The sequence below is a fragment of the Streptomyces griseus subsp. griseus genome (assembly GCF_000720255.1).
GTDB classification, from domain to species: domain Bacteria; phylum Actinomycetota; class Actinomycetes; order Streptomycetales; family Streptomycetaceae; genus Streptomyces; species Streptomyces griseus_I.
In genome coordinates, this window is sequence record NZ_JOJE01000073.1 from 1 (window position 1) to 14272 (window position 14272).

Annotated in this window: 17 protein-coding genes and 2 pseudogenes; 9 read left to right on the forward strand and 10 right to left on the reverse strand. The window is 68.3% G+C overall.

Going from position 1 to position 14272, the window contains the following annotated elements; translation table 11 throughout:
* Positions 1–629: 629 nt before the first annotated feature.
* Positions 630–788, forward strand: coding sequence for a DUF6417 family protein (locus IG99_RS49920; protein WP_234312148.1), 159 nt, complete (start codon positions 630–632; stop codon positions 786–788).
* Between the two features lie 29 nt (positions 789–817).
* Here the strand turns inward: IG99_RS49920 and IG99_RS52280 are convergent.
* Positions 818–1058 (reverse strand): annotated as a pseudogene (locus tag IG99_RS52280) (DUF6233 domain-containing protein).
* On the opposite strand from IG99_RS52280, the gene IG99_RS49335 reads away from it, so the two are divergent.
* The 5 genes from IG99_RS49335 (at position 948) to IG99_RS42085 (ending at position 4833) form a co-directional block, all read left to right on the forward strand.
* Positions 948–1319 carry a hypothetical protein gene (locus tag IG99_RS49335; RefSeq protein ID WP_158973364.1) on the forward strand — a complete coding sequence of 124 codons (372 nt, stop codon included), beginning with the start codon at positions 948–950 and terminating at the stop codon, positions 1317–1319. The pseudogene IG99_RS52280 and the gene IG99_RS49335 sit on opposite strands and share 111 nt — an antisense overlap.
* Before the next feature lie 62 nt (positions 1320–1381).
* The gene (locus IG99_RS42070; RefSeq protein ID WP_037684105.1) at positions 1382–1987 is read left to right on the forward strand and encodes an ABC transporter ATP-binding protein; all 606 of its coding nucleotides are present in this window, start codon (positions 1382–1384) and stop codon (positions 1985–1987) included.
* The gene (locus IG99_RS42075) at positions 1984–2826 is read left to right on the forward strand and encodes an ABC transporter permease (protein WP_037684082.1); all 843 of its coding nucleotides are present in this window, start codon (positions 1984–1986) and stop codon (positions 2824–2826) included. The genes IG99_RS42070 and IG99_RS42075 overlap by 4 nt, the downstream gene beginning before the upstream one ends.
* A 117-nt stretch (positions 2827–2943) precedes the next feature.
* Positions 2944–3840, forward strand: a complete 897-nt coding sequence (locus IG99_RS42080) for a phytoene/squalene synthase family protein (protein WP_037684083.1) — start codon at positions 2944–2946, stop codon at positions 3838–3840.
* 18 nt (positions 3841–3858) lie between these two features.
* Positions 3859–4833 carry a polyprenyl synthetase family protein gene (locus IG99_RS42085; RefSeq protein ID WP_037684092.1) on the forward strand — a complete coding sequence of 325 codons (975 nt, stop codon included), beginning with the start codon at positions 3859–3861 and terminating at the stop codon, positions 4831–4833.
* A 1405-nt stretch (positions 4834–6238) separates the two neighbouring features.
* Here IG99_RS42085 and IG99_RS48380 read toward each other — a convergent pair.
* From IG99_RS48380 to IG99_RS51160, 5 genes are all read right to left on the reverse strand, one after another.
* On the reverse strand, positions 6239–6721 hold the full coding sequence (locus IG99_RS48380; protein ID WP_037684095.1) for a hypothetical protein: 483 nt from the start codon (positions 6719–6721) through the stop codon (positions 6239–6241).
* Between the two features lie 114 nt (positions 6722–6835).
* The gene (locus IG99_RS42100; RefSeq protein ID WP_051866591.1) at positions 6836–7198 is read right to left on the reverse strand and encodes a PhzF family phenazine biosynthesis protein; all 363 of its coding nucleotides are present in this window, start codon (positions 7196–7198) and stop codon (positions 6836–6838) included.
* Positions 7198–8085, reverse strand: coding sequence for a carboxylating nicotinate-nucleotide diphosphorylase (nadC, locus tag IG99_RS42105; RefSeq protein WP_051866592.1), 888 nt, complete (start codon positions 8083–8085; stop codon positions 7198–7200). Before nadC ends, IG99_RS42100 begins: the two co-directional genes overlap by 1 nt.
* A gap of 280 nt (positions 8086–8365) precedes the next feature.
* A complete protein-coding gene (locus tag IG99_RS42110) occupies positions 8366–8659 on the reverse strand; it encodes a DUF1330 domain-containing protein (RefSeq protein WP_037684096.1) in 294 nt (97 codons plus the stop codon).
* Between the two features lie 403 nt (positions 8660–9062).
* Entirely contained in the window at positions 9063–9263 is a 201-nt protein-coding gene (locus tag IG99_RS51160) for a hypothetical protein (RefSeq protein WP_234312150.1), read from the reverse strand.
* 102 nt (positions 9264–9365) lie between these two features.
* Between IG99_RS51160 and IG99_RS47065 the strand changes: the two genes are divergently transcribed.
* A complete protein-coding gene (locus IG99_RS47065; protein WP_199815729.1) occupies positions 9366–9641 on the forward strand; it encodes a winged helix-turn-helix transcriptional regulator in 276 nt (91 codons plus the stop codon).
* A 124-nt stretch (positions 9642–9765) separates the two neighbouring features.
* Here IG99_RS47065 and IG99_RS42115 read toward each other — a convergent pair whose 3' ends face one another.
* The 4 genes from IG99_RS42115 to IG99_RS42130 all read right to left on the reverse strand — a co-directional run bounded on the left by IG99_RS42115 (position 9766) and on the right by IG99_RS42130 (position 12315).
* Positions 9766–11199 (reverse strand): MFS transporter, encoded by a 1434-nt coding sequence (locus tag IG99_RS42115; RefSeq protein ID WP_037684097.1) that lies wholly within the window; start codon positions 11197–11199, stop codon positions 9766–9768.
* Complete coding sequence (locus tag IG99_RS42120) at positions 11196–11558, reverse strand: MarR family winged helix-turn-helix transcriptional regulator (RefSeq protein ID WP_037684100.1); 363 nt, start codon at positions 11556–11558, stop codon at positions 11196–11198. The genes IG99_RS42115 and IG99_RS42120 overlap by 4 nt, the downstream gene beginning before the upstream one ends.
* A gap of 191 nt (positions 11559–11749) precedes the next feature.
* Positions 11750–12016, reverse strand: a complete 267-nt coding sequence (locus IG99_RS49340) for a hypothetical protein (RefSeq protein ID WP_158973365.1) — start codon at positions 12014–12016, stop codon at positions 11750–11752.
* Positions 12013–12315 carry a hypothetical protein gene (locus IG99_RS42130; RefSeq protein WP_037684103.1) on the reverse strand — a complete coding sequence of 101 codons (303 nt, stop codon included), beginning with the start codon at positions 12313–12315 and terminating at the stop codon, positions 12013–12015. Before IG99_RS42130 ends, IG99_RS49340 begins: the two co-directional genes overlap by 4 nt.
* 1240 nt (positions 12316–13555) lie before the next feature.
* Here IG99_RS42130 and IG99_RS52440 point away from each other — a divergent pair.
* Complete coding sequence (locus tag IG99_RS52440; RefSeq protein ID WP_463607371.1) at positions 13556–13921, forward strand: helix-turn-helix domain-containing protein; 366 nt, start codon at positions 13556–13558, stop codon at positions 13919–13921.
* 81 nt (positions 13922–14002) lie between these two features.
* Positions 14003–14272: pseudogene (locus tag IG99_RS52445) on the forward strand (IS630 family transposase); the annotation flags it as partial.

Consider the following 14272-nt stretch of genomic DNA (forward strand, 5'->3'; position numbering starts at 1 on the left):
ACGAGGCCGAGGCTTCTTCTTCCCCATGCTCTCCATGATGGACATCCTCCCGGGGCAGAACCCCTGATCTCGGATGTCCGCCAAAGCGGATCAAGCCCAATCAAGCCCACGAGAAAACCCATGACGCTTGTCCCGCCACCCTGGCTCCGCGTGGTACGTCGCCACCAGCGACATCAACCTCCAGACCAAACTGCACGCCGTCGCCCTGCCGTTCATCGAGCCCTGACCCGCCGCAGATACGGTCTCCGCCTCTCCTGCCGCGCCGGTGACATTGGGAGCCTGACCCTCGCCGTTTCGTGCTGAGCCCGTGTGAAGGCGGTTGGGGCGTGTGCGGGTGTGTCGGCACGGGGGTGCTGAAACCTCAAGTGCCGTGACGCGTGAACGGAGGTGACCCGGCAGGCCACCCGTCTGTGGGCTTCATGCAGGTGTGCTCTCCGCGCGAGCGGAGGTGACCCGTCCACGGATCGGCGGGCCGGGCCAGGCCGGGTGCTCTCCGCGCGAGCGGAGGTCCAGCAACAAGCACATGCGGTGTGCGCCGCGTGAACGCGTGACCGATTGGCAGGCGGGTACGTTGCCCAGTTCATGGACGATTACGACCACCTCGACCTGGATGCCTGGAGTTTGCCCCGATGGAGCAGAACACCGAAAGGCTCGCGCTGCTGACGTTGGAAGAGGCGCACGACCTCCTGGGCCTGCTGCTTGTGATTGCCCAGGAGGGCGGTCCCGTCTCACCGGAGGCGGACCGGCTGGCGCGGGAGATCGCGGCCCGCATCCCGAGCGAGAACTGACCTGCCGTGCCGCACCGCGGCGGTGCGGGTCAGTCGAGGATGCGCAGCTGCCTGTCGGGCTGGCAGTGACGGCAGGCCCGCAGTCCTGAAGCGAGCAGCCGCCGGGCTTCGTCTGCTGATGGAGCAGCGGCGTGTGCTTGCCATGTGGCAGTCACCCGCATGGACCTGGACTGGCGGGCGTCGGCTGCCGATGCCAAGTTCGACGATCCACTCAGGCCGCTGCGGCCTGTTTCGACGGCCGCGTTCTTCTTCGGCCTGGTGTTTGGTCACCGCTGCAATCTTGCGATCGATGCGCTGCAGCCACATGGCATGCCACACCTGCACTCTGTGGAATCAGGATTGTCAAGTGCCCTCGGGCGCGCACGCACGGGCCGGGATGGTGTCCCGTCGATCTTGTCGGTGGCATTGCCTCGCACGGCGGATCGGCAAGCGCGGGCGGTCACCTTGGCCGAGCGCCGTTTACAAACACGTCTTCACTCGTACGGGCTAATCAATGATCTTGTCCCGGTTTTGACCATACGTGATGCCTAGCCTTGCCGTGACGGCGAGTGGTCAGCAGCCTGCGTGCCACCGTCTTCGGGCCCGGGGGTGCAGTGGAGGTTCGGGATGTGCGTCACGCGTACGGTCGTCGTGAGGTTCTGCGGGGCTTGCAGCTTGATCTGCGGCCTGGTGTGCTGGCCGGGATCGTCGGGGAGAACGGTGCGGGCAAGTCCACGCTGTTGAAGATCTTGTCTGGTGAGCTGCGCCCGCAGTGCGGCACGGTCCGTCATGGAGACCGTTTCGGGTACTGCCCGCAGGACGTGGTGGTCAACGATGCTCTGACTGTGCGGCAGCATCTGGAGCTCTTCCGCGTCGCGCGGGGGCTGTCGGATCTGCGGCATGCCGGGGAGGTCATGGAGGTGCTGCGATTATCGGAGTACGCCGATGAGCGGGCCGGACAGCTCAGTGGCGGGACCCGTCAGAAGCTGAACCTGACGCTGGCGCTGATGCATGACCCGCAGGTGCTGCTGCTGGACGAGCCCTACCAGGGTTTCGACTGGGAGACCTACCAGCGCTTCTGGGACTTGGCGGCACGGTTGCGTGATGCGGGTCGCTCTGTCCTTGTCGTCTCGCATCTGGCCTATGACGCCGAACGTCTGGACGAGTTGTGGCGGCTTCAGGGCGGCGTCCTGCATCCTGCGACGGCGGTGTCGGCGTGAGGCGACACCTGCGTCTGTACGTGACAGCGGCCCGCTTCGACTTGGTGGAGCACGCCCGCAACAGGCTCGCCATGGTCCTGGTCGCCCTGTTCATTCCGTCCTGGATCAGCCTGGCCTACGCCGTCATCCCCAGCAGGCCCGTGGCCTTCAGGCTGCGCGCGACCGGCCGGCTCCTGGCACCGGCTGGCGACCAGATCACGCAGATCACCGGTGCCATCAACGCCGTCACCCTGATCACCGGTTTCATGATGTTCGCCGTCACGTTCAGCGGCGGACGCTTCGACCGCCGCCTGGCCATGGCTGGCTACCCCCGCATCCATCTCGTCCTGGCCAAGACCACGTCTTTGACCCTGGCCTCCGGCACCATCGCCGCCTATGCCACAGCGGTGATCTGCACTGCTTGGAGCCCGCGCCAGCCCGTGCAGCTCGCCGCGGCCCTGTTCTGCGGAGCTATGACCTACGGGGCGCTCGGCGTCGTCTTCGGCTCCCTGCTGCGCCGCGAGGTGGAGGGCATGTTCGCCCTGGTCATGACCAGCCTCGTCGATGTCGGCTTGCAAAACCCCCTGGCCAGCGGCGGCACCAAAAGCGCGGCCGTGCAGTTCCTGCCCACCTACGGCACCATGCAGGCCGCCACCGCCGCGGGCTTCACCCACACACCCCTGCCCAGCGGTCTGGCCGTCCAGATCCTGTGGTTCGCCGGCGCCGCACTCCTGGGCCTGCTCGCATTCCACCGCCGCACCAAAGACGCCCTAACCACAAGACCGCCCCTCCGTTTGCCTTGGCCACCCAGGCACCGGCAACCTGCGCCCCCGGGAAGGGCCACGTCGACGCCCCGGTAGGCGACGCCCCCCGTACGACAGGTCACAAGGCACCCTACGAGGGACGTATCGCGCCCTCGTCGCGGAGCGAAGCCCCTGGCCCCGGAAGGGAGCCGGTTGAGCAGAAAGTGTTGACAGATGCTGGTACGGCGATGGCTGGACGCGGCGGGTATCACTGATCCCGTCCTCCGGGACTGCTACACGGTGTGCGCGCGGGAGGTTTACGGTATCGGCGGAGCGCGCGACGCCTACGCTGGGGTGCGCGCCGCGCCTGCAGCGGCACGGCCTTACATGGCGGCGCTGGCAGCACATGGGTGCCGTGCCGATGTCTGTGCAGACACCGGGCCGGTAGAGGATCGTCAGCGTCAGCTTGACGATTTCGCGGAGGCCACCTGGGCAGCATTCGCCGGCGGCGGCTCATGCGATCCCGTCCTGCATGCCACGGTGCACACCTACCGGACCTTCGGCATGCCACTGTCACTGATCGAGGACATGTTCATCGGGATGCAGCGCGACGTGGGCTTCCGTGACTTCGTCACCTACGCGGAACTGTGCCAGTGGGCCGGGCAGGTCGCCGGCGCCCCGTTCTACGGGATCACGTGGGCCATGGCCGGCACCGAACTCACCGCAGCGCAACCGCTGGTGTATAAGCTCGCCGAACTTTGCCAGCTGACCGACTGCTTGTGCGACTTGTCGGAGGACCTCGACGACGGCCGCCTCTACCTTCCTCTTGAGGATCTCGACCAGTTCGGGGTGTGCCCCGAGGACGTCAAGGCCAAACGGTGGACGCCGGCGATGGCTGACCTCATCGCCTTCGAGGCCGCGCGCGTCACTGATGGGCTGCCCGCCCTGGCGGTTGAATGGGAAGACACCCCCGTCAGCTCCTATATCAACGCGGTGGTCGAGCATTTCGGGCTGCACGTGGCCGGCGTCCTGGCCGCAGGCCAGGACGTGCTACACCGGCCGGTCCAACCATCCATGAGCCACTGCCTCAACGTGTGGCGTCCCGCCATGCGCGCTGTCATCCCCTGCTGACCATCGAGAGGACGTGTCATGTCCGTAGCCGTGACTCCAGCCGACGGCACCCACATTCCGCTCCTTGAGGCCGAGTTGCTGCGCTGGGTGGGCAGCGGCGACAGCCTGCTGGAGCTGGCTTGTCTGGACGCGCTGTTCCCCCCGGGCAAGCTCCTTCGCCCCGTGCTGTGCATGGAGTCGGCCAAAGCCGTCGGCGGCACCGCCGACCAGGTGCTGGCTTTCGCGGCCGGCATCGAATGCTTGCACGTCGCCAGCCTCGTCCACGACGACATCATCGACCAGGACCCGGTACGCCGCGGGCGGGCCTCCACCGCCGAGCAGTACGGCCTCGCCGAGGCCCTGGTGGCAGGCGACGGACTGTCGATGGCTGGAATCGCGGCCCTGCTCAGCTCCGGCCCCGCCGAGCATGTGCTCCACGCAGCACGGGTCACCATCGAGGCCCTGCGACACATGTGCCATGGCCTCATGCGCGAAACCGAAATCCGCGGCGACTTGACCTGCGGAGCGTCGACCGTCCTGAACATCATGCAAGCCAAGACCGCCGCGCTGACCGGCGCCGCCTGCCAGGCCGGCGCCATCTTGGCCGGAGCAACCCCCAAGCAGCACCAGGCCCTGCGTCGGTACGGGGAACAGCTCGGCATGGCCTTCCAGATCCGTGACGACCTGCTCCCCTACACCGCCGAGGAGCAGGTCACCGGCAAGACGGCCACCAGCGACGTCGCCAACCTCCAACCCACCCTGCCCGTCCTGCTCGCCTACGAAGCCGCCGACGAAGCCGACCGCAACCGCCTGACCACCGTATTCCGCGGCGGTGCCGACCCCGTCACCGCACACCTAGACGTCCTCGATGTGCTGACACGCACCGGCGCTCTCAATAACGCGGCCCGGATGGCATCCTCCTGCGCCGAACAAGCATGCGCCGAACTCACCGGCCTGCCGGACACCATCCAGCTTGCCGAACTGGCCACATCGGCAGCCGCCCGCCAGCACTGAGTCAGCACTCAGCGAAGGGCACGGCCAAGCTTGCGGCGGCGTGTTCTTTTGCCGGACTTCGGTGACGGGCAGGAGCCGACGAGGGGCCGTGCCGGACGGAGTAGGGACGTCCGCCAGACGCTCCAACAGAGGGTCCAGCGCGGCCTGGCCGTCGTCGACGGCGGCCTGTTCTTCGTCGGTCAGCGGGATCGTGGCCTGCATGCGCTGTAGGTTGCCATTCGCTTCCAAGAGTTGGGCTTTGCTGGAGTCTTTCCGGGTGTAGAAGTCGCAGCGGGCGCAGGCCATGCGGTGTGGGCATTGTTCGAAGAAGGTGTAGGTGCAGTAGCCGTGCCCCAGGTCGGAGTGCTGCCAAGGTTCGCCGGCTGCTGCCGCGCCTGATGCGACGGCCTCACGGTCGAGGAGGACTTCGAGGGTGCGTACGTTGCGGGCGAAGTATCCGGCGTCTTTGTAGGCCTTGGTCAGCCTGTTGGGGCTGATCTTCGCGTAGTGCTGGGTGGACTCCGGGGAACGATGTCCAAGCCAGGCCTGCAGCTCGAACAGGGTCATGGGTTCCTTCGCGTTGTACAGCTGGCCGGCGATGGGGGAGCGGGCGGTGGCTGGTGATGTTGCCGCGGACATCGGCTGCAGGAACACCGGCCTTCCCCCCAAAGCATGGGGATGATGCTGCTGTTGACTTGGCCGCTGGAGACGGCGCGAGCGCGGTAGGAGAACAGGAAGTCGGCCAGGCGTTGATCGCCTGTCCGAGCAGTGGGTCAACCGGTTTGGTGAACGCCGTTCCGGTCTTGTGAGCGGGTACGTCCAGCAGGCAGACAGCAGCCCGGGCGATGCCCTCGGAGTTGCCGGCGACGGGAGCGCCGTCGTGCTGCCACCGGATGCATCCGAGGTGCAGGCGCGCGATCTCGTTGCTGCGCTGACCGGAGAACAGCCAGGTCAGCGTGATGGCACGGAACAGCTCCACGGGGTAGATGAGGCCGGCTTTGCCTCGGGGAATGTCGGAGGCCTCCAGGTTGAGCCCGGCCCAGAGCAGCTTGGGCCCAGACATCATCGGCGATCACCCGGGGGCTGGGACCGATCATGGCATTGATGTTGCGCGGCACGGCGAGAGCGCGGAAAGGGTCGAACTTGCGGGGAAGCCACTCCCAGTCCTGAATGTCCCGGAAGAAGACCCTCACTGCACGGACGAGGCTGGCCTTCGAAGCAGCCTGGAGCGGCTGCCCTAGGCGCTCTTGGAGACTGCTGGCGCGCACGACAAAGTCGCCGATCTTCATGCGGTCGACTGCCGCGATCCAGGCCGCACGCGTCGGGCGGGTCCACGCGCCGGGATCAGCGGCTTCCGGCTGCTCCGCCGCAATCCATCGCCCGGTCTTCAGCAGCGCGGCGCGGCTGTTGAGGCGGGAGCGGTGCGTCATGGTCGTCGTGGCGTTCCACCGTTCCACCCACTCGGCCCACACCGGTGGCACCCCTGCGTGGCTGACCACTTCAGAGGTGGAGATCGGAGCTGGGGGGCGCAGAAGCCGAGGTCGGCCACGGCCCGGTGAACCGCGTACAGGGTCCGCATACCCCAGTCGGTCAGCAGTTCCTCGCGCCGGACACGATCAAAGAACGAGGTCGTGAGGTCACGGGTGTGGGGGCTGCGGTTGAGGAGGAGGGGCTGGCTCATCACCGAGGGCACACCCGTGTCGTTTTCCTGGCCGTACTGGTAGCCCCAGTTGGTCAGCACGGTACGAACGTGTCCGATCTCCGTTTCGACCAGGAGGCGTCCGAAGATGCGGCTGGCGAGCGTCAGCCGGTCGAAGTGCCCCAGTTGATTGAAGCCCGCGTAACCTCCCAGGTAGTAGGCGTGCCCGCCGAGGAACGGCCGTAGGGCTCCCTCAGCCCAGAAGGGCACCTGCTCCTGAAATGCCTTGTGGCTGCGACCGAGAAGGCTCAGCCATCCCTGATCGGTCCAGGCCGAGGCCGGCTGTGACCGCCCTGAGCTCGGGTGCCTGGGCGACACGCAGGTTCACCGGGCCCGGGTCGAACGACGCGTCACGCTGTCGCGGTTTCGGATGGCCCTGCCTTCGAAGTTGCGGCTCGTCGTACGCAGCACGGCGTGGTGGTCGCTGCCGCCTTCGCGTATGGCGAGCAGCGCCAAGGCCGCGACGGTGCCGTGGCCGCAGGCAGGCAGTTCGCTTTCGGCGGTGAAGAACCGGAGCGAGTACGAGGGACGGCCGCGCTCAACTCCGGTGGCACGGATGAAGACGGCGTGCGAAGTGCCCAGTTCCCCGGGAATGCGGCATCGCTCCGCGTCGGTGAACGACGCTTCGTCGAGAACAGCGGTCGGGCTGCCGCCCCGGCCCTGCCGCTGACACGCGTCGATGACCACTACCTCGGGCATGGCACCGAGTCGGTCGTCAGCAGCATCGTCAGGTCCAGCGCGGGCGCGCTGTGCGTCAACGCGCCGACCGAGATGAGGTCGACTCCCGTCTCGGCGATGGCGCGGACGCTGTCCAGACGGACGGTGCCCGAGGCCTCCAGCAGGATCCGGGAGGCGTCGGCACGCTCGGCCCGGATTTTCACGACCATTTCGATGTCGGTCACCGGCATGTTGTCGAGCATGATCCAGCGGGCCCCGGCATCGAGGGCCGCAACGGCCTGCGCCACGGTCTGCACCTCGACATCGGTCTCCACCTTCTGCCCGGTGCGCGCCATCCCGCGCCGGACCGCGTCGATCGCGGTGGTCACGCCGCCTGCTGCGGCGATGTGGTTCTCCTTGAGCAGTACCATCGCCGCGAGGTTGAGCCGGTGGTTGCGGCCGCCGCCGACGGTCACCGCGTACTTGTCCAGGGCGCGCAGGCCCGGCGCCGTCTTGCGGGTGTCCAGGATGCGCGCCTCGGTCCCGGCCACGGCCTGGACGTAGCGGTCGGTGAGCGTCGCGGTGCCGCACATGCGCTGCAGGAAGTTCAGCGCCGTACGCTCCCCGGTGATCAGGCTGCGTGCCGAGCCGGACAGGCGCACCAGGACATCGTCGCCGGTCAGCCGGGCGCCGTCGGGGACGAGCGCTTCCACTGTGACCTCGGGGTCGACCTGGGCGAAGACCTCGGCGACCACGGGGAGACCGCCGGTGATGCCGCATTGCCGGGCGCGGATCTCGGCCACGGCCGCCATGCCTTCGGGAACGCTCCACGCGGTGGTGATGTCCTGGCCCGACTCATCCTCGGCCAGGGCAGCGGCGACGGCGGTTCGCGCCGCCTGTGAGGGGAACTCTGTCATGGTCCGTGGTCTCCAGTCCTGTGGTTACGGGCCGAAAAGCTGAGGTGTCCCGCGCGCGGACCGCTGTCAGAGCCGGTTGCGCCGGCACCCTCGGCGGCAGTGGGCGGGGCGTCGGCAAGCTCGGCAGCCCACCGCCGCGACCACTCGGTGACAGAACGCAGGGCCTCGCGGGCGTCGTGGCCGAGCGGGGTGAGGATGTAGCTGCCGTTGCACAGCACCTCGGCGAGTCGAGCCTCTTGGCGCTCTGTGAGCGTTCAGTGAAGATCCGACTGGACCTCGGTCAGTCGATGCCTTCGACGATCCGGAAGTCGCGCTCGACGCCGTCGGAGAGGGCGACCAGCGCCTCCTGGTAGGCCGCACTCTCGCGCGCCGCGACGGCCTGCTCGAAGCTGTCGAACTCGACCAGGACGGTGCGCTCGGCGATTCCGGCGTCATACGCCACGACCCGACCACCACGGACGAGGGTCCGGCCGCCCCCGGGCTCGACGGCCAGACGGGCCAGCTTGTTGTAAGCAGCCAGCTTCTCAGGGTCGGAAATGGTGCGGTAGACGCTGACCCAGTAGCCCTTGGGCATGGGAACCTCCAGTGTTGGGATGAGTGCATCTGACTTAGATCAGTGTGCGGAGATCGGCTCGGTGCCGGGCTCAAGGGGCATGCGGAGCACCCTGACGGCGAACGAAATGGCGTGGTACCAACCGCAGACCAAGACCAGATCGAGTGCCGCATCTTCATCGGCGACAGCGACAGGTTCGCCCAGGTGTCGTCGGATAAGTCAAAGGTCGCATGGAGCTCGTCGACCGCTTCGAGCACGGCACGATCGGTGGTGTGCCAGCAGTCGTCCCTCGGCCTTCCATCCGCGAGGGACGCGCGAGCTGCGCCGCGTCGAGTCCCGCCTTCTCGGCGAAACACGCGACGTGCACGGCCCACTCGTAGTCGGCGCCACCCAGCGCGGTGGTCCGGTCGATGACCAGCTCGCGCTATCGCAGAGTGAGAGCGGAGCGCCGAGAGAAGTAGTAGCTTCCCCAGCCCGCGATGGAGCGGGCGAGCTCGGGCCGGCGGGCCCACACCCGGAACAGCTGGATGGGTGAATACCCGAGGAGCTCAAGGGCCTCACTGGCTCCCTCGCCATAGGGCGGCGAGAGCGGTTCGATGCGCGGCTGCTTCGATTTCAGAGGCATAGCGAGACGTTAACATTGACGCTTTGGAAAGGGAAGCAGATGACACGACCAACACCACTCCCAGGCCGCCGGGTCCGCGGCTCGCACTCGGGGCGCCCGATCATGGCGCTCCTGGACCTCTTGGGCCGACGCTGGGCGCTGCGGGTCCTATGGGAGCTGCGAGACGGCTCATCTCCGACCTTCCGCCAGCTCCAGCAGCGATGCGGCGGCGTCTCATCAAGCGTCCTGGCAGACAGGCTTCGCGAGCTTGGACAGGCCGACCTCGTCGAGAACGCCGGCGAGGGGTACCTGCTCACTGAACAGGGCAGGACCCTTCGAGAATCTCTCGCCCATCTCGATGCTTGGGCCTCCGGTTGGCGGCCCAAGGCGGCGGACTGACGGCCGTGACGGCAGGACGGGCACAGTCTCTCCAGTGGTCACAGAGTGTCGCGACTCCATGTTCATCGGGGCCGGTGCCCGCCTTGCTGCAGAGGCTCGCCACACCACCTATTTGCGCGAGCTCTTACGGGTTGGTCTCGGACGGGCGTCGGCGGGCGAGAGCGAGGCTTGTCAGCGTCGTGATCGCCATGGCGCCGATGCCGACCAGCGCCGCGGTGGTGTAGGCGCTGTCGTCGGGGAAGAGGTGGCCGGGGCCGGTGCCCGCGGCGAGGATCAGGCCGCCGATGGCGCTGCCCAGGGAGTACCCGACGCTGCGGACGACGTAGTTGAAGCTCATGGCGCTCGACGTCTCGCTCTTGGGGGTGATGGCCAGGATGACGCCGGGCATCGCGGCCGAGAAGCCGCCGACGCCGAAGCCGAGCACGCCCATCGCCGAGAACAGTTCGGCCAGGTCCGACCGGGCCGCCGCGAACAGGGCGAACCCGCCGCCGACCACGACGGCGCTGCCGGCCAGGAGCAGGGGGTCGGCGATCCGCGTCCGGACCCGCGGTGTGAGCTTGCCGGCGACGAACCCCAGCACCGAGAACGGGATGAGGACCAGCCCGGCGACGAAGGTCGTCAGCCCGAAGCCGTAGCCGGCGCCGTGCGGCGTCTGCGCGTACCGGGTGATGAGCGTGAGCAGGAGGTACATGCCGATCCCGCCGACGAACATGGCGAGGTTCGCCCCGGCGACCGCCGGGTGCCGCACCGCCCGCACATCGACCAGGGGCGTCGTGCTGCGCAGCTCGATGACGGCCCAGACGCAGAGCAGCACCGCCGCGACGACGGCGAGGCCCGCCGCCACGGCGAGGTGCCGGCTCCACAGATTCCGTTCGCCGGCGAGGAACAACACCAGGAGCAGCGCAGCGGCGAGGACGACCGCGCCTGCCACGTCCACGTGGGCGGAGCGGCCTTCGGGGGCTTCGGGCATGGAGCGCCATGCGGTCAGGAGGGCGGCGGCGGTGACGACCAGGCCGAGGCCGTAGGCGGCCCGTACCCCGCCGAGCTCGGCGAGCAGTGCGGCCAGCGGGTAGCCGACGCCGGCCCCGATGATCGAGACCACCGAGATCAGGGCGATCACGGCCGCGCTGCGCTCCTCGGGGAGGTGGTCCCGGGCCACGCCCATCATCAGCGCCGTCAGGCCGAGCCCGACGCCCTGGGCCGCCCTGCCGGCCAGCAGCCACGCGAACGGCAGCGGCAGCACGGTGAGCGCGCTGCCGACGACGACGACCGCCAGCGTGGCGAGGATCGTGGCCCGCCGGTGCGGGCCGGCTCCGAGCCGGCCCAGGACCGGCGTGGCGACGGCGCCGCTGAGCAGGGCGACGGTCAGCGTCCACTGCGCGCTGCCGAGCGAGACGTGGAACGAGGTCGCCACGCTGGTGATCAGCGGCGTCCCGAGGCTGGCGACCGCCGCCACGACCAGAGCGATGAACATCAGGGCGGGGACCAGCAGCCGCGTCTCGGCACGCGCCACCGGGAACGCCTTCACCGCGGCCCCGCCGACCGGCTGCCCGGTCACTGCTTCGGCCCTTCGCGGTCCTGGCTTTCGAGCTCTGCCAGATGCTTCAGCGCCGGAAGGGCCGCCACCAGCGCCTCGACCTCGTCGCCGGTGAGCTCGCCGATCAACCGCTCGAACGCGTGGACGCCCGCCTGGCGCCGCGTCCGGACATAGGAGGCGCCGGCCTCGGTCAGGGACACCAGCGTGACCCGCTTGTCGGACGCGTCGCCCCGCCGCTCGACCAGGCCGGACTCCTCCATCACTCGGACCAGGGCGGTCATCGCGGGCTGGGTGACGCCCTCGACCGCGGCCAGATCGGTGATGCGCCGTGGGCCGGTCCGGTCCAGGGTGGCCAGGGTGGCGGCGGACGTCAGGCTCATATCCCGGGGCAGGCGTCTCGCGGCCCTGGTGGCCAGGCCGTAGAGGGCTGCCCCGATGGCGGCGGACGCGCCAGGAGCGCTGTCTTGACGACTCATGGTCGAAGCATAGCATTTTTATATTCATAGCTTATGGAAATGGTCGACTGGCTCGGGCGGCACCCCCTTGGGCAGGCCGGCCCGCCGGACCCGGGTCAGTGGCAGGCCCAGCAGCCGGTCGGCGCGGTCGCCCTCGGCGAGCTGGCATGGGCGAGCCCGATCTCGACGACCGTGCCAACTCGCCCTTCCATCAAGAGGTCACGTACTTGATCACAGTCGCGCTCCGGCAGCGTGACGGTGGCGAAGTCCGGACCGCCGTCGGGCCTTCGTGGCGGCCCGTGTTTGGCGAGCTCGCGGCGTGCGGCGGCCACTCGATCCGGCTGCTCGCCTGCGGCTCCATCCGGTTGCACGATCGAGTTCACCAGGCGCACTCCTTCTGATTGAGGGCACGGGACGTGGTCAACTCAGACACGCAGAGGGGCTCATTGAAGCGCTCAGCCACAACGCGTCTGTTCCGTAAGTCGGGGCCCTGTCCTACAACGAGGCCGGGTTGCCGATGTACTTGGTCGTCGCAGGCCACCTGGCTGATTCCGGTGAACTTCACGCACACCTTCGTGTCCGTGCCGGTGTCCATCGTCGACCACGTGTAACTGAACGTCCGGCCAACCCGGCGGGCGGTCTGCACGCTGCCGAGCTGCTCGCTGTCCAGCGTGAGTCGCATGCCCCGCGTCCTCGCCTTCTTCGCGGGTTCGTCCAGTTTTCCGTGATGCTGTTGGAGGAGTTGTGGCCCTCCAGGGGGATGCACACCTGCGGGCCTGAGAAGTGATGGGTGCACGCGCTGGAGTCGGCGACCGCCGGCGCCGCAGCCGGGATGATGAGCGCCAAAGCTAGCGCCGCGTTCAGGGGCAGGATCCTCTTCATGCCCCGCCGAGCCCCGTGACGCGGGCCTGCGCGAGCCGTGCTCGGCGAGATCACTCGCGCGGGCGGCCAAGAGCCCCCGTCGGCACTGGAATCAGGCAGTTGTATCCCTGGCAGGCGTATTCTTCCCCGGGCGCCGCGTCGGCCGTCCGGAACAGGACCAGAGAAAATGACCACACACCACACCAGGCGTGCCGCCGCTCACTGAGCCCGACCCCTGCGCGCTCACCTGCCCCGTCGATCAGATCGGCCCGTGCGCCATCTGTCAGCGCAAGACTGACAGGTCCTAGCATGTGTTATGTCAGCCTGCGCCCCTGACTGAAGACATGAGCCACGTGCACCTCCGCGACGGCAGCCGCCGCGCGCGGTGGGGCAGCTTGCCGCATGGGTGTTGAGCAGGTGTTGTCGGTGGCTGGTCGCTTTCATGACGGGCGTTGCGTGATCAGAGATACCGCACACCAGGTGCGAGAGGCGCATCGCCTCACCGGGCATCGCGTGACCAGCCGGCGGTGGGTCCGGTGCGTCCGGCCCTGCGGGCCTGGCGTGCCGCCGGCATGAGTCGTCATCAGGAAGGATTCAGGGGATCTCCCGTACTGGGCAGAGCGCCGGCGTATGGTCCCAGGGCGTACTGCTGCATGCTGTCCGGGGTCACGGCGCGATGATGTCGTCTGTGGCTGTGATGGCTGTCGTTCTGGCGCACACGCGGTTGGACCGGCTGCGGGTGCGGTCTTGATGCTGGCGTCAGGGCTGGGCGAGTTCGACTGTTCCTCCTGGCGATGTCCCGGAGCAGGGTTGCGACGTGGGCAGCGGTCATCGCGCGCAATGTCGGGGGCGATGCGTTCCTCTTCCGGGGCGGTCCGGTGGGGCAGGGCGCCTGCCGGATGTCCCTGATTGGCGTCTCAGGCCGTCTGGGACGAGGGCCGGACGGGATGGCTGCGGCGTGTCGTGTGTGGAGGTGTGGTCAGTGGTGCTAGTGACCTGAGTCGGAGATTCGTCGTTGGTTCGGTATGAGTCGTCCGGGTCCGAAGATTCCGCCGTTGTTGGTGACCGATGCCCAGCGGGCCCTGCTGGAGGGCTGGGTGCGTCGCCGCACGACGACTCAGGCGCTGGCCCAGCGCTCAAGGATCGTGCTGGAATGCGCCGACGGGCACTCGATCATGGAGGTGTCACGCCTGCTGCGGGTCACTGCGGACACGGTCCGCACCTGGCGGCGGCGTTTCCTCGAACGCGGCCTGGACGGCCTGTCCGACGAGCCGCGGCCCGGCGTCCCGCGGAAGATCACCGACGCGGACGTCGAGCGGGTCATCGTCAAGACACTCGAGGAGAAGCCGAAGAACGCCACCCACTGGTCGACCCGGTCGATGGCGGCGGCCACGGGCATGTCGCAGTCGGCGATCTCGCGGATCTGACGTGCGTTCGCGCTCGCGCCGCACCGCTCGCAGACGTTCAAACTGTCCACGGACCCGCTGTTCATCGACAAGGTCCGCGACGTGGCGGGCCTGTATCTCGACCCGCCGGAGAAGGCGTTAGCGCTCTGCCTGGACGAGAAGTCCCAGATCCAGGCCCTCGACCGGTCCCAGCCCGTGCTGCCGATGGTTCTGGGCGTTCCCGAACGCCGCAGCCATGACTACGTCCGCGCCGGCACCACCACCTTGTTCGCCGCCCTGGAAGTCGCCACCGGCAAGGTGATCGGCTCCCTGCACCGGCGCCACCGGGCCGTCGAGTTCAAGAAGTTCCTGACCAAGCTCGACAAGGAAGTC